16 protein-coding genes and 2 pseudogenes are annotated in these 17,018 nt (G+C 69.1%); 11 read left to right on the plus strand and 7 right to left on the minus strand.

Annotated features, from left to right (window positions below; all coding sequences use genetic code 11):
- Positions 1 to 45: 45 nt before the first annotated feature.
- Together AC07FY_RS19575 and AC07FY_RS19580 are read right to left on the minus strand one after the other, a co-directional pair.
- Positions 46 to 1,041: an ABC transporter substrate-binding protein gene (locus tag AC07FY_RS19575; RefSeq protein WP_479007809.1), complete on the minus strand. Its 996-nt coding sequence runs from the start codon at positions 1,039 to 1,041 to the stop codon at positions 46 to 48.
- 60 nt (positions 1,042 to 1,101) lie between these two features.
- Positions 1,102 to 1,905: an ABC transporter ATP-binding protein gene (locus tag AC07FY_RS19580; RefSeq protein WP_479007811.1), complete on the minus strand. Its 804-nt coding sequence runs from the start codon at positions 1,903 to 1,905 to the stop codon at positions 1,102 to 1,104.
- A 342-nt stretch (positions 1,906 to 2,247) separates the two neighbouring features.
- Here AC07FY_RS19580 and AC07FY_RS19585 point away from each other — a divergent pair, with 342 nt between their 5' ends.
- Both AC07FY_RS19585 and AC07FY_RS19590 read left to right on the plus strand, forming a co-directional pair.
- Entirely contained in the window at positions 2,248 to 2,979 is a 732-nt protein-coding gene (locus AC07FY_RS19585; protein WP_479007813.1) for a DUF2470 domain-containing protein, read from the plus strand.
- A gap of 304 nt (positions 2,980 to 3,283) precedes the next feature.
- Complete coding sequence (locus tag AC07FY_RS19590; protein ID WP_479007815.1) at positions 3,284 to 3,745, plus strand: hypothetical protein; 462 nt, start codon at positions 3,284 to 3,286, stop codon at positions 3,743 to 3,745.
- Between the two features lie 140 nt (positions 3,746 to 3,885).
- Here AC07FY_RS19590 and AC07FY_RS19595 read toward each other — a convergent pair.
- A pseudogene (locus AC07FY_RS19595) lies at positions 3,886 to 4,077 on the minus strand (LysR family transcriptional regulator); the annotation flags it as partial.
- A 578-nt stretch (positions 4,078 to 4,655) separates the two neighbouring features.
- On the opposite strand from AC07FY_RS19595, the gene AC07FY_RS19600 reads away from it, so the two are divergent.
- The 6 genes and pseudogenes from AC07FY_RS19600 to AC07FY_RS19625 all read left to right on the plus strand — a co-directional run bounded on the left by AC07FY_RS19600 (position 4,656) and on the right by AC07FY_RS19625 (position 11,697).
- Entirely contained in the window at positions 4,656 to 6,497 is a 1,842-nt protein-coding gene (locus AC07FY_RS19600; RefSeq protein WP_479007817.1) for a glycoside hydrolase family 15 protein, read from the plus strand.
- The gene (locus tag AC07FY_RS19605) at positions 6,490 to 7,893 is read left to right on the plus strand and encodes an MFS transporter (protein WP_479007819.1); all 1,404 of its coding nucleotides are present in this window, start codon (positions 6,490 to 6,492) and stop codon (positions 7,891 to 7,893) included. The genes AC07FY_RS19600 and AC07FY_RS19605 overlap by 8 nt, the downstream gene beginning before the upstream one ends.
- A gap of 320 nt (positions 7,894 to 8,213) precedes the next feature.
- Positions 8,214 to 9,497 (plus strand): cation:proton antiporter, encoded by a 1,284-nt coding sequence (locus AC07FY_RS19610; RefSeq protein ID WP_479007821.1) that lies wholly within the window; start codon positions 8,214 to 8,216, stop codon positions 9,495 to 9,497.
- Positions 9,498 to 10,236: 739 nt separating this feature from the next.
- The gene (locus tag AC07FY_RS19615; protein ID WP_479007823.1) at positions 10,237 to 10,668 is read left to right on the plus strand and encodes a hypothetical protein; all 432 of its coding nucleotides are present in this window, start codon (positions 10,237 to 10,239) and stop codon (positions 10,666 to 10,668) included.
- Positions 10,653 to 10,991, plus strand: a complete 339-nt coding sequence (locus AC07FY_RS19620; protein WP_479007825.1) for a hypothetical protein — start codon at positions 10,653 to 10,655, stop codon at positions 10,989 to 10,991. Before AC07FY_RS19615 ends, AC07FY_RS19620 begins: the two co-directional genes overlap by 16 nt.
- A gap of 171 nt (positions 10,992 to 11,162) precedes the next feature.
- Positions 11,163 to 11,697: pseudogene (locus tag AC07FY_RS19625) on the plus strand (hypothetical protein).
- Here AC07FY_RS19625 and AC07FY_RS19630 read toward each other — a convergent pair.
- Entirely contained in the window at positions 11,654 to 12,019 is a 366-nt protein-coding gene (locus tag AC07FY_RS19630; RefSeq protein WP_479007827.1) for a transposase, read from the minus strand. The pseudogene AC07FY_RS19625 and the gene AC07FY_RS19630 overlap by 44 nt on opposite strands.
- Here AC07FY_RS19630 and AC07FY_RS19635 point away from each other — a divergent pair.
- Complete coding sequence (locus tag AC07FY_RS19635; protein ID WP_479007829.1) at positions 12,012 to 12,467, plus strand: transposase; 456 nt, start codon at positions 12,012 to 12,014, stop codon at positions 12,465 to 12,467. The genes AC07FY_RS19630 and AC07FY_RS19635 overlap by 8 nt on opposite strands.
- 123 nt (positions 12,468 to 12,590) lie before the next feature.
- Here AC07FY_RS19635 and AC07FY_RS19640 read toward each other — a convergent pair whose 3' ends face one another.
- From AC07FY_RS19640 to AC07FY_RS19650, 3 genes are all read right to left on the minus strand, one after another.
- Complete coding sequence (locus AC07FY_RS19640) at positions 12,591 to 13,391, minus strand: maleylpyruvate isomerase family mycothiol-dependent enzyme (protein WP_479007831.1); 801 nt, start codon at positions 13,389 to 13,391, stop codon at positions 12,591 to 12,593.
- A 397-nt stretch (positions 13,392 to 13,788) separates the two neighbouring features.
- Entirely contained in the window at positions 13,789 to 14,409 is a 621-nt protein-coding gene (locus AC07FY_RS19645) for a hypothetical protein (protein WP_479007833.1), read from the minus strand.
- Between the two features lie 166 nt (positions 14,410 to 14,575).
- Positions 14,576 to 15,238: a hypothetical protein gene (locus tag AC07FY_RS19650; RefSeq protein WP_479007835.1), complete on the minus strand. Its 663-nt coding sequence runs from the start codon at positions 15,236 to 15,238 to the stop codon at positions 14,576 to 14,578.
- Positions 15,239 to 16,371: 1,133 nt separating this feature from the next.
- On the opposite strand from AC07FY_RS19650, the gene AC07FY_RS19655 reads away from it, so the two are divergent.
- Together AC07FY_RS19655 and AC07FY_RS19660 are read left to right on the plus strand one after the other, a co-directional pair.
- Positions 16,372 to 16,812, plus strand: a complete 441-nt coding sequence (locus tag AC07FY_RS19655) for a hypothetical protein (protein WP_479007837.1) — start codon at positions 16,372 to 16,374, stop codon at positions 16,810 to 16,812.
- Positions 16,809 to 16,964 carry a hypothetical protein gene (locus tag AC07FY_RS19660; RefSeq protein WP_479007839.1) on the plus strand — a complete coding sequence of 52 codons (156 nt, stop codon included), beginning with the start codon at positions 16,809 to 16,811 and terminating at the stop codon, positions 16,962 to 16,964. Before AC07FY_RS19655 ends, AC07FY_RS19660 begins: the two co-directional genes overlap by 4 nt.
- The last annotated feature ends 54 nt before the right edge of the window (positions 16,965 to 17,018 follow it).

Here is a 17,018-nt window from a genome sequence, read left to right on the forward strand (position 1 = left end):
GGCCGAGCGGACGGACCGGAGCGGCCGTCAATTCTTCCGAGACCATCAGACCTTCAGGGCCTTGCCGGTCTCGTCCAGGATGTGCATCGCCGACAGCGGACCACCGAAGAGCCAGGTGCCCGGGTCGAGCGGCAGCGCCTTGTCGTTCTTGACGAAGTCCAGCCCCTTCCACACCGCGTTGCCCGCGAGGTCACCGGTGAACGGGTTGTCCTTCTCCGCGGCGACGTACAGGAACGTCGCGTCCGTCTCGACCTGGGTGAGGCCCTCGACGCCGACCGTGGTCATGCCCCACGCGTCGGGCTGGCCCTTCCAGCCGTTCTTCAACCCGGCGAGGTTCAGCAGCTGGGGGGCGATGGCGTCGTCGGTGAGCATGCGGATCGAGGCCGCGCCGTTGGCGGTGAAGCCCTGGGCGAGGGCGTACTTCATGCCGCCCTTGCCCGCCGTGTCCAGCCGGCCCTTGAGGTCGGCGGCCTTGGCGTCGATCTGCTTGTTCACCTCGGCGGCCTTGTCCTCCTTGCCGACCGCCTTCGCCAGCTCGGTGAAGTTCTTCTTCATCGTGTCCAGCTGGGGCTTGGTGGTGTACGTGAAGGACACGACGGGCGCGATGTCCTGGAGCTGCTTGAGATTCGCCTTGGACCGGTCGTTGTCGATGACGATGAGGTCCGGCTGCAGGGCCTTGATCTTCTCCAGGCTCGGCTCGTTACGAGTGCCCACATCGGTGACCTGGTCCGGCAGCGCCGCCCCCTTCGCGGTGATCCAGGTGCCGTAGCCCTTGTTGTCGGCGTTGCCCGCCGGAGTGACACCGAGGGCCACCAATTCCTCGGCATACGTCCACTCCAGCGTCACCACCTTCGTGGCGGGCTTGTCCAGGGTGACCTTGCCCTGAGCGGTGTCGACGGTGATCTTGCCGCTCGCCGCCTTGTCCCCGCCCGACTTCTTGTCCGCGGTCTCACCGACCGTCCCGGACCCGCAGCCGACAGCGGTCAGCGCGAGTGCCACAACGGAACCGCCCGTCGCCAGGGCGCGCAGCATTTTCTGCATGGCAAATCTCTCCTTGTGTACTGGTGATGCGGCGAACCGTCGTGAGGGGTAAGCCGTGGATCAGGTCGTGGCAGGGGCCCCGGACCGCTGGGGGAAGCAGGCGAGGTATCCGGTCGCCGGATCACGAACGACGTTGACGCGCAGGCCGAAGGCCCGGTCGATGACATCGGGGTTGAGCACGTCGTCCGGGGTGCCGGAAGCCGCAATCCCGCCGTCGGCGACCACCACGACCTCGTCGGCGTAGGCGGCTGCCTGCATCAGGTCGTGCAGCACCACGCCACAGGCGATCTCGTGCTCGCGGGCCAGCCGCCGCACGACATCGAGCACGTCGAACTGATGACGCATGTCGAGGTACGTCGTGGGCTCGTCGAGCAGGAGCACTCCCGCCCGCTGCGCCAGCACCATGGCGAGCCAGGCCCGTTGCCGCTCTCCTCCCGACAGCTCATCGAGACGGCGCTCAACCAGGGGAGCGGCGTCCGTGACGTCAAGCGCCCAGTCGATCGCCTCCGTGTCCTCGGCGGTGTGCCGTGCGAGGGCGCCCCGATGGGCGTACCGACCGTGCCGTACCAGCTCACGAACGGTGACCCCGGCCGGCGCCTGCGACGTCTGGGGAAGGAACGCCAGGCGCTGCGACAGCGCGCGGCGACCGAACGAACCAAGTGGCGCGCCATCGATGCGTACCTCACCACCGATCGGGGGCAGAAGGCCGGCCACCGTACGCAACAGTGTGGATTTCCCACAGCCGTTGGGGCCAACGAGAACGCTGATCTCACCGGCCCGCAGCGACAGCTCCACCTGCTTCAACACCGGGCGGCCCGCGTGCCCGACGTCCAGATCCTTCGCCACCAGGCGGACGTCACCCATGGACATCACGTTCCTTCCCCGCCATCGAACTGTCGGCGCCACCATATGACTTAGGTAAGGCACACCTTATAGATCTAGCACCGAACGTCCACCTTGTGACCATGTCGAGACCTCACGCACCACCACGCGCCCCTCCGGCGCACTCGCAACCCCCTTGCCGGGCATGGAACTTCGAGCTAGGTGCGCGATTCGGCACCCTATCGTTCCGCCGAGTGCGGGCAGCCGCAGGCACGTGAAACGGGCTCGACAGACCTTGCCGACTTCACGCCAAGGCTCGCCGCGCGCTGGCGCCGGACCCCGGGATTCGTCTAACTTAGGCAAGCCTAACTTTGTGGAGGTGTGATGAACGCTGCCGACGCCCCTGCGGCCGGGCCGACGAACGCGGAGCAGATCCTTTCCGTGCTGAGCCGGGCTGATTCGCTGACCCTCACCACGGACGGAAGCAGCTACGCCCTCGTCGGCCTGCACACCCTCGACGGGAGAGGCCGGCTGAGGCTGAGGCTGCCGGCGGACAGTCCACTGGCGGCACAGGCCGCATGTGCCCCACGCGGCATCCTGGCCGCCCTGCTGGAGTTCACCGACATCGCCCCGACCGCTGTCCGTGACCGGGTACGAGCCCGAGTGACCCTCTCCGGGTGGCTCACGCCCTGGGGTTCCGAGCAGAAGACGAACGCCCTGGAATTCCGGCTCGACACCGCCCGCGCCACCCTTGTGACAACGGCGGGCACTGTCGTTGTCGGCCTCGATGAACTCATCCTTGCCGAAGCGGATCCCCTGGCCGCTGCAGAATCCCCCACGCTCGCCCACCTGGCCGGCGCGCACGACGATGTGGTGACACGGCTGACCACGCTGGCCGACCCGCGGCTGCTGCACGGCGTCATCCGGGTTCACCCCCTTGCCCTTGACCAGTACGGCATCACACTGCGCTATGAGTACGCACGCGGCCAGCGCGACGTCCGCATGGTCTTCCCGTCGCGAGTGCGGGAGCCCGCGCAGGCGGGAGAGCAGATCCAGCAACTCCTCGCCGCCGCCCGCGCATGCCCCAACCGGCGACGGGTGGTCTCTGGGTCATGACACCGCATCACACACCACCACCGAGCGTCGAGCAGTCGGCGTACGACCACCTGGCAGCGATCATCCGCTCGGCACCGCTTGCAGCCGCCCTCTGCACACCACCGGAGCCGGGACTCTCTGCCCCGCCACCACCCGGCCATGGTGCCGGCGCCGCCCGGTGGCCGCTCACCGGCGCAGGCGGCGGGACCAGCGTTCACGACCGGTTGGGCCGCCTGACATGACCACACCTCACTCCGGTCCTCGTACCCGAGCGCAGGCGGCCATCCAGCAGCGTGCCGACGTCCTGCGAGGTGTGGCGACAGGCATGACCCTCACCGACGCCGCGCGGGTAGCAGGCTTATCCGTAGGCGCAGTGCATACGTGGAAGGCGGAAGACCAGCTCTTTCGCGCCGCGCTCGACGCGGTGCGCACCATGGCCGATGCCCAGGCGGGCCGGCCACGGTCGCCCATGACCGCCGCCCAGATCGAGGCGTTCCTCGAGGCTCTGCGGAACGGTGAGACCCTCAAGCAAGCTGCTGCGCGAGCCGGATCCTCACCCTCGGTCGCCTACCGGCACAGACAACGCGACCAGCAGTTCGCCGAATTGGTCCAGCAGGCTCAGAAGGCGGGGATGCAAGCCCGAGCCGAACGACGGCAGCGCAAGCGAGCACCATTCCGGGCCATGCGTTACAGGCTGGTCCGAAGAGGTCACGACGGGCTGCCTGGTCCCCGCGTCGATGAGGCCGGAGACGGAGAAGCCGCAAGGAGGACAGAGCGCTCCTGCTGACTACGAGTCCCGGGGCGCGTCTTCCGGCGACCCGGCATAGGCGATGGAGGCAGCCTGCACGTCCACGACACCACCGGCGCTGTCCACCAGCGGACGCGCGGCTCCCGGGGAACGGTCCCGCCGGGGCCGAGCACCATCTAATCTCGTAGGCGCTGACCCAGCAGCGTCAGCGCGACGGTACGGGTAGTGCGGTCGAACAGAGCACCACCCAGACGGCGTTCCTGTTGCCTGACCGATTGGCTGGCACGCGCCTGCGAGACGTGTAACCGCTGGGCCGTCCGGCCGAAGTGCAACGCCCCTGCGCGGTCGCCCGTACGGTCCGCTCCTGAGATACGGCAGAGCGGCCGCAGGGGTCGGTTCCATGCGGCCGCGCCGCGTACAGCGGTGACCAGCCAGGAACTGCTCCCCAGCCACACCGCGCCGCCCGTCTCGTGGCGCTGAGGGGCGTCCGTCAGCGCCTGGCGCGCCTCGGCCTGAGCGGGCGGGGGCACCTGCTCGAGCAGGTGGCGTCCCGGGCCGGAGTCCAGCAGAAACGCCGCGGCATCTGCGGCGTCGACGCCCCCACTTCCCCGGTACCTCGATGCGTGCCTCGCGGGGATGGCCGTGATCATGTAAGCCCCACGCGGACACTGACCCAGGCGCCGGCAGAGTCACCCCGTGCCGTCTCGGTCTCCGCGCGTCGTCCGAATGTGGCGGAAATCTGACGGCAGAATGCGCCTGAGGGCCTTGGTGTAGGCGCTGGCGGAGTCGCATCTCGTTGGTCTGTGTCATCGGCCGGCCGAACAGGCAGGGCCCGTGTCGGGTCGCGGGTCCGGGTCTCTCGGGCCGGACGTTCCCCGAGGGCGCACCCTGATGTTCCCCGTCCGGGCGTCGGACGCCGTGACGGCCGCAACGACGACGGGAGATTTCTGTGAGCGCCTACCCGGCGATTGCCGACCACGGGATGGTCGGTGACCTCCAGACGGCCGCGTTGGTGTCCTCCGACGGGACGGTCGACTGGTGGTGCACGCCCCGATTCGATTCCCCCAGCGTGTTCGCCTCGCTGCTCGACAGCGAACGCGGCGGTTACTGCCGGCTGGCCGCGCACCTTCCGGACGGGCAGGAGCCGGTGGTTCGCCAGCTCTACCTTTCCGATACCGCTGTCCTGGTCACGCGGTTCATGGCGCCGGGCGGCGTCGGTGAGGTCGCCGACTTCATGACCCCCCTGACCGCCGGGACCCCGACGGATCGGCACCGCCTGGTCAGAGTGGTCAGGGTGGTGAGAGGCAGCATGGACTTCCGCCTGACCTGCCGTCCGCGGTTCGACTACGGCCGTGCCCCGCACACCCTGGAGCGGACCGGCGAGGCGGCCGCGGTCTTCCACGGCCCCGGCACCGACCTGCACCTGCAGGTCACCGGCCCCTTCGTGCTCCACCCCGATGACGACGACCTCACCGCCCGCTGCACCCTCACCTCCGGGCAGACCGCCGCCGTGATCCTGACCTCTGACGCGAGCGGCGCCGCCGCCCCGGCGGAGCTGGTCTCCGAGGACCTCCGGGCGGAACTGGAGGCGTGCCGGACGTTCTGGCACGGATGGTTGCGCTCTTGCACCTACCGCGGCCGGTGGCGCGACATGGTCAACCGCTCGGCGATCACTCTCAAGCTGCTGACCTACGCCCCCAGCGGCGCTCCGATCGCCGCCGCCACGATGGGGCTGCCCGAGCAGATCGGCGGCGAACGCAACTGGGACTACCGCTACACGTGGGTCCGTGACTCCTCCCTGGCCGTCGGAGCGCTGGCCGACCTCGGGTTCACCAAGGAGGCCGCGGCCTTCCGCGGCTGGCTGCGCGAGCGCCTGGAGGCAGGCGGCAGCGCCTCGGGGGAGCCGCTTCAGATCATGTACCGCATCGACGGGAACCCCCACCTGACCGAGGAGGTCCTGGACCACCTGGAGGGCTACGAGGGCTCGGCCCCCGTACGGGCGGGCAACGCGGCCGCCGACCAGGTCCAGCTCGACATCTACGGCGAGGCCGCCGACGCCCTGGCCCAGGCCGGCGAGATGGGAGGAATCCGCGGCTGGAAGGCGTTCGCCGACGTGCTGGACTGGCTCGCCGACCACTGGGACCGGCCCGACGAGGGCATCTGGGAGACCCGCGGCGGGCAGCAGGAATTCACCTACAGCCGCCTCATGACCTGGGTCGCTTTCGACCGCGGCATCAAACTCGCGACCCTTCACTCCCGGCCCGCCGACACCGCCCGCTGGGCGCAGGCACGTGACGCCGTGTTCCGGCAGATCGTCGAACGCGGTTGGAACGAGCAGCGCCAGGCGTTCGTCCAGCACTACGCCACGGACGTCTTGGACGCCTCCCTGCTGCTGATGCCCCGCGTCGGATTCCTCTCTCCCACCGACCCGGCCTGGCTCAGCACCCTGGACGCCATGGAACAGGAGCTCGTCAGCGACAGCCTCGTCTACCGGTACAACCCCGAGGCGTCTCCGGACGGACTGCGCGGCTCCGAAGGCACCTTCAACCTCTGCAGCTTCCTCTACGTCGAGGCGCTGGCCCGCTCGGGCCGCCTCCACCAGGCCCGCTACGCCTTCGACAAGATGCTGACCTACGCCAACCACGTCGGCCTGTTCGCCGAGGAGATCGGCCCGTCCGGCGAACAGATCGGCAACTTCCCCCAGGCGTTCACACACCTCGCCCTGGTGGCCGCGGCCATGGCGCTCGACGAGCAGCTCGACAAGGCGGAACGCGGCGGCACCGGTGGCTGACCCCTCTCCGGCCACACCAGCCGCCCTGCGGCGGGTCATCGCCCCCCTCGCCCTCGCCCAGTTCATCTGCAGCTTCGCCGGCTCCAACATGAACGTGATGATCAACGACATCAGCGAGGACCTCGACACCACCGTGCAGGGCGTCCAGGTCGCCATCACGATCTTCCTTCTGGTGATGGCCGCCCTGATGATCCCCGGCGGCAAACTGACCGACCGCTACGGCCGCAAACGCTGCATGCTCACCGGGCTCGTCATCTACGGCGTCGGTGCACTGCTCAGCGCCGCCGCACCGAACCTGGGCGTCCTCATCCTGGGCAACTCCATCCTCGAAGGCGTCGGCACGGCCCTGCTCATCCCGCCCGTCTACATCCTCACCACGCTGCTCTTCACCGAGATGACCTCACGCGCCCGCGCATTCGGGACGATCATGGCGCTCGGAGGCATCGGCGCCGCAGCCGGCCCGCTGATCGGCGGACTCATCACCTCGGCACTCAGCTGGCGCGCCGCTTTCGCCTTCCAGGCCCTGGTGATCGTCGTGATCATCGTCCTCAGCCGCCGCCTGGAGGACCCCCTCCCGCCGGACCCGACCCGACCGTTCGACACCGTCGGCACCATCCTGTCCGCCGTCGGCCTCGTCCTGGTCGTCACCGGCATCCTCGCCGCCGACGACAACGGCTGGCTGATGCTCGCCCTCCTCGCCCTCGGCGCGCTCTTCCTGTTCGCCTTCTTCCGCTGGGTCCGAGCCAGGGAACGCGCGGGCAAGGAACCGCTGCTCTCCACCAGCCTGTTCCACATCCGCACCTCCAACCTCGGACTCGTCACCCAGAACGCCCAGTGGCTGCTCCTGATGGGAGTGTCCTTCACCGTGGCCTCCTACCTCCAGGTCGTCCGCGGCTACGACGCGATCCAGACCGGCGTGATCTTCACCGCGGCCACCCTCGGTATCCTCGTGTCCTCCCTCGCAGCCGAACACCTCGCCCAGCGCCACGCCCAGCGCACCCTCATCCTCACGGGATTCGCCACCACCATCGCCGGCATCATCGTCCTGATCGTCGTGGTCGGCGGTTCCCCCAGCCCCTGGGCCTTCGCGCCCGGACTCCTCCTCATCGGCCTCGGACTCGGCGTGATGCTCACCCCCTCGGTCAACATCGTCCAATCGAGCTTCGCCGAGGACCAGCAGGGCGAGATCTCCGGCCTCTCCCGCAGCGTCTCCAACCTCGGTTCCTCCCTCGGCACCGCGATCGCCGGCACCATCCTCGTCGCCGGCCTCACCAGCCACGCCTACGCCGCCGCGATGATCACCCTCGCAGCCGTCGGACTCATCGGCCTCACCGCCGCCGTGCTCCTCCCTCACCGCCCGCCGCACACCCCCCACCGGCCGGCAAGCCAGCGCTGAAAGAGGCAGAGGTCGCCTGCGGCGACCCCGCGGTCGGTCTCCCTACCGGCCGGCCGGCCCCTCGGCCCGGTTTCCGGTCCCGCTGGTCGGCCGGTGTAAGGCCTGCGGATGGACTGGACATCGGCCGTAGGGCCGCTGGGTGCTTATCATGCTCCGGCCCTGTTCACGGGATCGAGGTGCCTCGTTCCTTTCCGTGCGGGCGCGTTGGTCCGACCGGGCCGGGCCAGGGGTGTTCGGAGCATGCTTCCCGCAAATCTGACCGGCGCCGCCCTAGGGTCGGACGTCGCCTCTCTGCGCGAGGCGGGCTGAAAGGAGTGCGGATGAACGGCTGGGCCGTCCTGATCGCCGGGGGTGCGGTCGTCGGCTACGGGGCGCTCTCACGCCGTTTGTCGACCACGGTGCTCTCGGGACCGCTGGTCTTCATGTTCGTCGGTCTGGCGATCGGCCCGCCGGGACTGGATCTGCTGGACCGGACGACGGATCCCGAGGTCACCCGAACGCTCTTGGAGAGCGCGCTGGTGCTCCTTCTGTTCGCGGACGCGGCGGGGATCAGGGCCCGGGACCTGCGCCGGGAGGAGTTCCTGCCGCTGCGGCTGCTCGTGGTCGGCCTACCGGTCACGATGGCTCTGGGCCTGCTCGTGGCCTGGCCGCTGCTGCCCGGCCTGAGCGTGTGGGAACTGGCCCTGGCCGCCGTCATCCTCGCGCCGACGGACGCCGCGCTCGGGCAGCAGGCCTTCTCCAACAAGCGGGTGCCGTCGCTGGTCCGCGGCGGCCTGACCATCGAATCCGGTCTGAACGACGGCCTGGCCCTTCCGTTCTTTGTCCTGGCACTCGCGGCGGCGGGGGAGGGCCACGACCATCCGAGCGTGGCCGAGACGTTTCTGCGCGCGCTGCTGCTGAGCAGCGCGATCGGAATCACGGCCGGCTGGACCGGGGCAAGCCTGTTGCGCTCGTCGCTCGCCCGGAGGTGGAGCAGCTCCGACTGGCGGCAGTTCCTGGTACTCGCAGTCCCAGTCATCGCGTACGTCCTGTGCGCAATGGTCGAGGGCAGCGGCTTCATCGGCGCCTGGGTCGCCGGCCTGGTCTTCGGTATCCAGCTGCGCCGCACCCCTGCCGACCTGGGCATCCCTCCCCAGAACTCGGACCCCGCGCAGAGCACCGAGTTCACCGAACGCCTCGGCCTCCTCCTCGCCTCACTGAGCTTCCTCGTCTTTGGCGCCGTCATCCTAGGACCGACACTGCAGCACCTGAACTGGCGCATGGTCCTCTACGCACTGTTGAGCCTGACCGTCATCCGGATGCTGCCCGTCGCACTCGCCCTGGCCGGCACAGGCCTGCGGCTTGCCACCATCGCGTACATCGGCTGGTTCGGTCCGCGAGGGCTCGCCTCCCTTGTGTTCGGCCTGCTCGCCCTTGAGGAACATCTGCCAGGGGGAACTCTGCTGAGCGAGGTCATCGCCGTGACCGTGGGTCTGAGCATCATCCTCCACGGAGCATCAGCTCCGACCCTGGGCGACCGCTACGGCGCATGGTTCACCAGGACACTCCGCGAGGAACCGAACCTGCGGGAGAACACCCTCGCGCAGGAAGGCGGCCCACACTGATGGGGGCAGCGGCCTTCTGGGGAAGGGACGCTGGCCGACTGCGAGGTCAAACCGCCGCCGAGCGGGCCGGAGCGGCCCGTCCCGCCCATGGCGAGGAGGAGTGCCGGACCGAGACTCCGGAGGCGACCGACAGAGCCACACCCCCGGAGAACAAGTCCCAGGGGCCTGATGAAGCGTGCCGCATACGCGGGCGAGTACCGATGGCTGAGACGGCGGCGATGATCGACGGGACGGACAGCAGCACGAAAAGCGCTGGGTAACCGCCGAGCGGCCCGGCTAGGACCGCGCCGGCGAACGGGGCGAGGGCTGCTGCGCCGAGGAGTCCGGAGAGTCACCCGTAGTGGGTGGTTCCCCAGCGGTCGGTGACAGAGGTGGTGGTCGATCCACCACCCGGGGAGCGGCAGTCCCAGAACCTCCAGAACGAGGCGCTCAGCGTCACTGACCGGCTCGGCCCTCGGCTGGTACGCCGATGACACGCGGAGGGTGAACCGGTCCCACTGGTGGGTCTCTTGTTCATGGGGCGGACGAATCGGTCCCGCAGGTGGTGCAGGAGGGGCGCAGGGGCCTGCTTGCGGACCGATAGAGTGTTCGACGCTCATGGCGGCGCACGCGTGCCCCACGGAGCGTACAGAGCACACGTGTTACCCGGGGGGGGCATCAAGTGAGCGGGAACAGAGCGGTATACGGGAACCGGTCGGCGCCCGGCGGCGCGCTGAGGGCGTTCTTCCGGGCCTGGGTAATGGATTTCGACACGGCGCCCATCGCCGGGCGCGTGGAGGACAAGATCATCGCCGGGATGCAGCTCGCGCGGACGGTGCTTGGCCTGGTCGCCGCCGTCTGGCTGCTCGTGGCCTATCCGCTGAGCAACGGCGGGCAGGAATTCGTCCTCGGCAAGCTCGTCGAACTGGGCTTCTCCTGCGGCATCCTGGCGGCCGGATGCGTCATCGGCATCACGGCCTTCCTCGTCGCGAGCACTCCGGACAGGCGCCGTGACTTTGCCGAGCGTCTGCGCAGGCCGATCATGGCGGGCGTCATGCTCGTCAGTGGCCCCGTCTGCATGTGGCTGTCCGTCAAAACGCTCAAGGGCGAACTGGTCAGCGCCGAGGACATGGGGACTTCTTCGCTGCGACCATCGGCCGCGGAGTCCTCTCCGCCGTGCTGGGCTTTCTGATCCTGGTTGTCGGCTGGCTCGCCGCCGTCGCCGTGCTGATCGGCTCGATCCCCTTCTCGCTCTTCTCCGCCTACGCCTGTGTCTTCACGTGCCTACGGGCTTCGGACGTGCACCAGCTCCTTCCGGCGCTGCTCTCGCCGCTGCTGGTCTGGTCGCTCTTCGGCTTCCAGCTCTTCAACGGTCCTGATGTCGCCGCGCCTCCGGAGGTGCTGTACACGTTCATGCTCGGCGGCCCGCTGTCGGTGACCGCGCTCTCGGTCTGGGAAGTACGGCGCCTGCGCAGCCACCACGGGATCACCCTGCGCGGCGCACTGGGCCGCTGAACGCCAGGGACAGTTGGGCCCGCGGGCGATGTTCACTGGCACTGCGCCAGGTGTTGCGCCCTTAGAGGTTGTTGTCTTTCCGGGCTTGAGGACTGCGTTCTCGATGGTCAGGCATAGGGGCGGCGGTCTCGTGGCAGCGGTGTCGTGTCGTTGCTTTGGTGGAGGTCGAGGATGCCGTCGGTCGTGGGACTGCTGGAACAGCGTGAGCTCACCGCTCGCCGTCGTGTCGACGATCTGCGGGAGGAGGCCGACCGCTTCCAGGCGGAGCTGGCCGTGGCTGAGCGGGAGTGGAACGAGTGGGTCATCGCCCGCTCACGCGTTGGCGAGGTACTGGCCCCGGGCAACGACGCCGTCGTCGGCCCCTCCGCCTCCGAGGGTCTGCCGGCTCCCGGTGTGCAGCCGGCGCGGCCCGAACCGGCGGAGGCGGCGAAGCCGAAAACAGTGGTGCGCGGGGCTGGCCTGGTCGGCGCTGTCGGTGGACTACCAGCGCATCCTGCAGGCCCTCCGTGACCGTAACCGACTCGGTCAAGGAGCTTTGACGTGCCAGGAGATGGCCGCCTGCTTCGGCCTGGACCCCGTACCGGGAAAGGTGGAGGCACTACGATCGAAGGCCAAGCGGCTGTCGGCGCGCGGCTGGCTGATCGAGCCGGCACCTGGCCGATTCACGCTCGCGAAGGACGTGCCCGGGCAACGCGGCGGCTCATGAGCATCGTCATCGACCAGTAGACCATCGCCTCCGCGCTGGCGATGGAACGCTCGAAGGCGCGCACGAGACGGCGACTTCGCATCAGGTGAGCGAAGAACCGCTCGACGATCCAACGCTTGGGCAGCACGACGAAGCCGCGCATGTCGTCGCTGCGTTTGATGATGGCGAGGACCAGGGCGAGGGCCGCGAGGCAGTACTCGACGAGGCTGCCGGTGTATCCGCCGTCGGCCCAGACCAGGGCCAGCAGGTGGTGCGCGGCAGTGACCTGGGTGAGCAGGACCTGGGCCGCGGCGCGGTCGCCCACATCCGCTGCGGTGACCATCTGGGCGGTGGTCCGGCCACTGCTGCCGGTGCCGGGCTGGCTGCGGGGCCGGGGCGGGCAACCGGAGGCATATTGCCACTGCGCGATGCTGGACGCGATCCGCTACCTGGTCGACAACGGCACGAAGTGGCGGGCCATGCCTGCCGACTTCCCACCGTGGGACCGGGTCTACTCGTTCTTCCGGCGCTGGCGCAACCACGATCTGGTCCGCGAGTTCCACGACCGGCTCCGCCGCCTGGTCCGCGAGCGGGCCGGGCGGGACTCGGAGCCGGGGGCGGGCGTGATCGACTCGCAGTCGGTCAAAGCGGACGCGGTCGTCGGCTCTGACAGGCTTCGACGACGGCAAGCTGATCAACGGGCGCAGGCGGCACGTCGTGGTCGACACCCTTGGCCTGCTGCTCGCGGTGTGATCGCTAGGACGGACAAATTCGCACTGCCATCCAGGTAGACGGTCGGCTTGGTGACGCCCCGAGGCCGCCTCGCGGGTTTGAGCCCGGTGCCGCGACTGACGAACCTGGCGAAGAGTCGTGTCCTACCAGCTCGAGGCGCGGCCAACCGCCCCCGCTACGTCCTACTTCTCCGCCGGCTCCCAGGCGCGGAGCAGGTCGAGCAGCCCTGCTTCTCCGTCAACGTGCAAGGAGTCGGCCTTGATCCGGTCGTACAGGTACAGGACCAGCTCGCTGGCCGTGCCGTGGACGGATGCGCCGGCTGCGTCCGAGTCTTCGCCGGTCGCGGCGGTGGGCGCGGGGATGCGAGTGATGCGTGCGCCGTCGCCGTCGACGGTGAGGCGCCAGGAGCGGCCCTCGGCGGCGTGGAAGTCGAAGGCCGTGGGCTTGTGCGGCCAGGCACTCGGCGTTGCGCAGACGGTGAACAGGAACTCCTCCACACCGTCGAGTGCCAGCTCGACCGGCAGCGGCTGCGGGGAGCCCCCGGCGAGCTGGGCGTCGTAAGTGTGCACCGCGGTCTCCTGGACCCGGTGCCGGGCGGTGCCGCCGGCGGTCTGCGGTGACTGCGACGCGGGCCACCACGTCCAGCAACCGCTCTCCGGTCCCGCCGCGCGCAGGGCGCCCAGCAGAAGCTGCGTCGACGCGTCCAGCCAGGCCAGCAGGGCCTCACGCTCCTGCGGCACTTCCAGCGCGGCGCGCGCGGCGACGGCCTCGGCCGGGGGAGCGTCGGCAGGTCCCGCGCCGACGATGGCGGCCCAGAAACGGTCTCCCCCACCCAGGTGCTTCACCAGATCGAACAGCGTCCACCCGGGGCAGGTCGGCACCTGCGCGTCGAGACCGGGCGCGGCGGCGACCACGGCGCGGAAGGCGGTCGACCGTTCGTCGATCAGTCGCAACAGGTCAGGGAACTCAAGATTCTTTTCCACGCCGGATGTCTATCACCGTGCTCCGGTGATCGGACAGCGGTTTTATAGTCGCCGCCGGCTGGCCATTGCGGATGTCCTCGCCTCCCACCGCTCGGGTGACAAGCTGCGCACTGCTGCGAGGACGCTGGTGGTGGCGGTAGGTCAGGCGTCGTGCCTGTGGGTGCTCTGGCCTCGCCTTGCGGCCGGGCACCTCGGCGACGTGACGTCCACCCGGTGCGCGCGGTCATGCTGCCGCTCGATGTGACGGACGCGGAGGTCACGATGGCGAGGGAGGACCGGTCGGGTCGGGAGTTCAGGTGACTCCCGTTCGACCAGCACTCCTCAAGTTCGGAACAACAACAGCCACTTACTTCGGCGTGGGCAACGAATGCAGGTCATGTCCCTTCGCGGCTGGCGGCTAGGGCAGGCCGACCAGCCCCCAGCCGCGGAGCGCAGCCTCCGCGGTCACGGCGCCCCATTCGCGCAGAAGCGCGGTGAAGTCCTCGAAGGTGTCAGGGCGGCCTGCCCAGCCCTCACACTCGGCGGCGAACGGTTCGCGCAATTCCACAAGGCGCGACTCCACCCGAGTCCAGGCGTGGGCCTTGCCAGGCAGGGCCTCGGGCGGGCATACCAGCAGGACGCGGGGGTGCCAGCGGTCGGTTGCCGGCGGGAGGAATCCTCCGCCGCCGGTCAGCGCAGGATCGTCGGCAGGGTCTGCATCCCAGATCAGGCCGGCGAGGAAGGTGTCCATCGCCTCGCGCATGAGTGCGTCGACGAGGGGGCGTATGTCATCCCACGCGTCACCCGCGCGGGCGTGGGGGCGATAGGTGCCGGTGGTGGTGAAGAAGTCGTACTCGGCGCACCATGCGGACTCCTGGTCCGGGAGCCATGTCCAGCCCCCGCCCAGCGTGCCCCTGTGGTCTTCGCCGTCAAGCTCCGATGACCAGACGGCATCCTGCAGTGCCTTGGTCCGTGCCTCGACGGGCATGGCACTCAAGTGCTTCCAGTCCGCCATGAACAGCGTGAGATCAAGACCCATGGCGGCAGCATAAGCATGCTCGGCGCAGGAATCCGAGATCGGCCGGCGCTCGCCGCGCATCCTCCCCAGGAGGACCCATGCCCAGCTGGCGTGCTCAGTCCCATGCGTTGTGACACTGCACGATAGTTGGCCCTTGGGGCCAGGTACGTGCTCAGCCCCCGAGAGGTCAGAGTGTGGGCGAGGCCTCGGTGAGTGCCATCCAGTCTCGGACCGTCTCCTGGTGTGAGCCGCTCGTCGTGCCTGCAGCCACTGCTTCAGCGTCCTCGGCGGAGCACGGCGTCCCTGCTCGGGTGAGCAGGACGAGTGGCCACGAAGGGCCCTCACCGACCGGCTCTCCATCGAAGGCAGTCCAGTCCCAGGGGCCGTCGAACCGCCATGCCCGGCCGATGACGTCGGCGACTTCGTCGCCCACCTGGAGAGACGTGTAGGGACGCATCAGCAGTTCGAAGGTGAAGGGGATCCCGTCGCCGGGGTGGATGGTGTACCCCGAGCCATCGAGATGGCTCTCATGGGGGAACTGTCGATGGGACAGGCCTCGGCGCAGCACGGTCACGGACTGGGTGGGGTGGGGCAGCCAGGCCGTCTCCAGCGGGGGATCGTGGTGGTCAACGGCCGTTACGTGCACCACAGGGGGCGGCACGCCGACCCGGCAGAGGTCTCCGGCCCTCAGCTGTTCGGGCGGAGGGTCCGTTCGGAACAGCTCGGCCTCCGCCTCAGGCGCGACGTGCCCGCTGCCGTCCACGCCGAGGGCCACGATTCTGTTCCACTGCGCGAACTCGTTGTCGCCGTCGATTTCCCACCACGCCATCGCACCGACACGTGATCCCACGTGACACCCTGCTGGACCCTGGTGTCCGTGAAAGGGCACGCGACCGACAGCACGTCACCGACCCGGAAGTCCCCCCTGATCAATCATTTGCCCAGGGTGCACAGGTCCCTTCAGCGGTCCCCAAGGGCTGACCAGCGAGGCGCCTGCTCGAGCGCATGGGCCACCTGCCGCGCACATCGGGCCAACCGGCGTGCTCATAGGCCACCTGAATGCTCAGATCCGCAGGCGCCAGCGAGGCATCAGCCACCGTGAAGGCCCCACTCGTCGAGGCCGCCGCAGACGTGCGTCTCAGGGCATTGAGGTGCGTCAAGGCCGATGGCCTCGCCGCGGTAGAGGGCGATGTGAGTCGTTTCCCGCCACTAAGCGTCAGTGAGGCCGTGCACTTCAAGCACCTGCTCGTACCCGTCGAGGTTCAGGCAGTCGACTGCCTTGCCGGTGATCTCGTGATGGTCTTGGCCCAGCGACTTGCGTGGGCGGCCAGCGCCCGGGACCCTACCCAACCGTCCGTACTTGCATGAGCGGTACCTATCGGGGCATGTGGATCCCGAACTCGCCCCGTGGTCCGACCGTGAATCCCTAGGCCATGGACACCGGACCGTCCTCAGCCGGAATCCACCAGCCCTCGGCAGCCGAGCTCTCGGGAACGTCCGCACCCGATGCGCGGGCCGCTTTCGTAGAACGGGGCCGGGGGGCAGCGCGAGACCGCCCCACCGGCCTTGGAAGGACGCGGCACGGGCGATCTCCGCAGCCGGGATCCCGCGCTTGATCCACACGTCGCGGGGACGCCCGAGGCCCTGTTGAGGAACGCGGATGCCGTCCAACTCCGCGAACCTCTAGGCCCTGCGGGTCAACCCGGCAGGCGGGACCGGAATCGGCGACATGGGAGTGGCGGACGTCAAAGCGCCGGAGTCCAGGGGCGAGGTACTGCGTCACCTCGGCTGGCGATCCCACCCGCCACCCTGCTGTGACTGAGCGCTCCAGCTGGGGGGACTCGCCAAAAGGGGTGCGCAGCCTTGAAGCCGTACGTCAGCCGGGTCGGCGGAGATCGTGTGGTGCTGTGTCTTCGCCGCGCCGACGAGCTGGCGCAGGAGGGGAGGCGGAACCGATCTTGTCCGGGCGATGTCTGACCAGGAATGGAGAGATTTCTGTTCCTCGTCGTGTTCTTCGCTCCGATCCTGGTGCCCTGCGTATGGGTGGGCGCTGCCGTCGCACTCGTCCGGCGGGTCCGTGAGCAACGGTCAACCGTCGGGCATCTGCCGAGCTTCGCCATCTGCGCTCTGGTTGCCGTCATGGCTGCCGCGCTCTCGTTCGGCGCCTACTCGTGGGGCGTGATGTCGGGGTTCTACATCCTGGACCCGGACCAGATGTGCGCAGCGCAGGGCGTGCAGGGCGATCGCATCGTGACGCGGTGGACGCTGCCGGTCAGTGCGCAGTGCGTCACGTCAGGTGGCGTGGGCACGGAGTTGGCGCCGGTTTGGGTGAATCCCGTGATCTTCACCGGTCTCACCCTGTTCCTGCTCGCCCTCCTCACAGGAGCCCTCGCAGGCGTACGGCGACGCCTCTCCCCGAGATGAAGCACTCACTCGCGCCGCTCGCCCATGAGGGCCACTGGTTTCTCATGCCGGGCGCGACCCTCGTCATGCTGTACCTCACGCCCCTGGGGATCCGCGTGCGCACCCCGGCGTGGACGGTGGAGTGGCCCTCCTGCTGGGCTGCACCGCCGTGATGGCTTTGCTGGGCCTGGCAGAACGTCTCACTGTTCCCACTGGCCGACGGCCGC

The organism is Streptomyces sp. NPDC045967 (assembly GCF_056430495.1).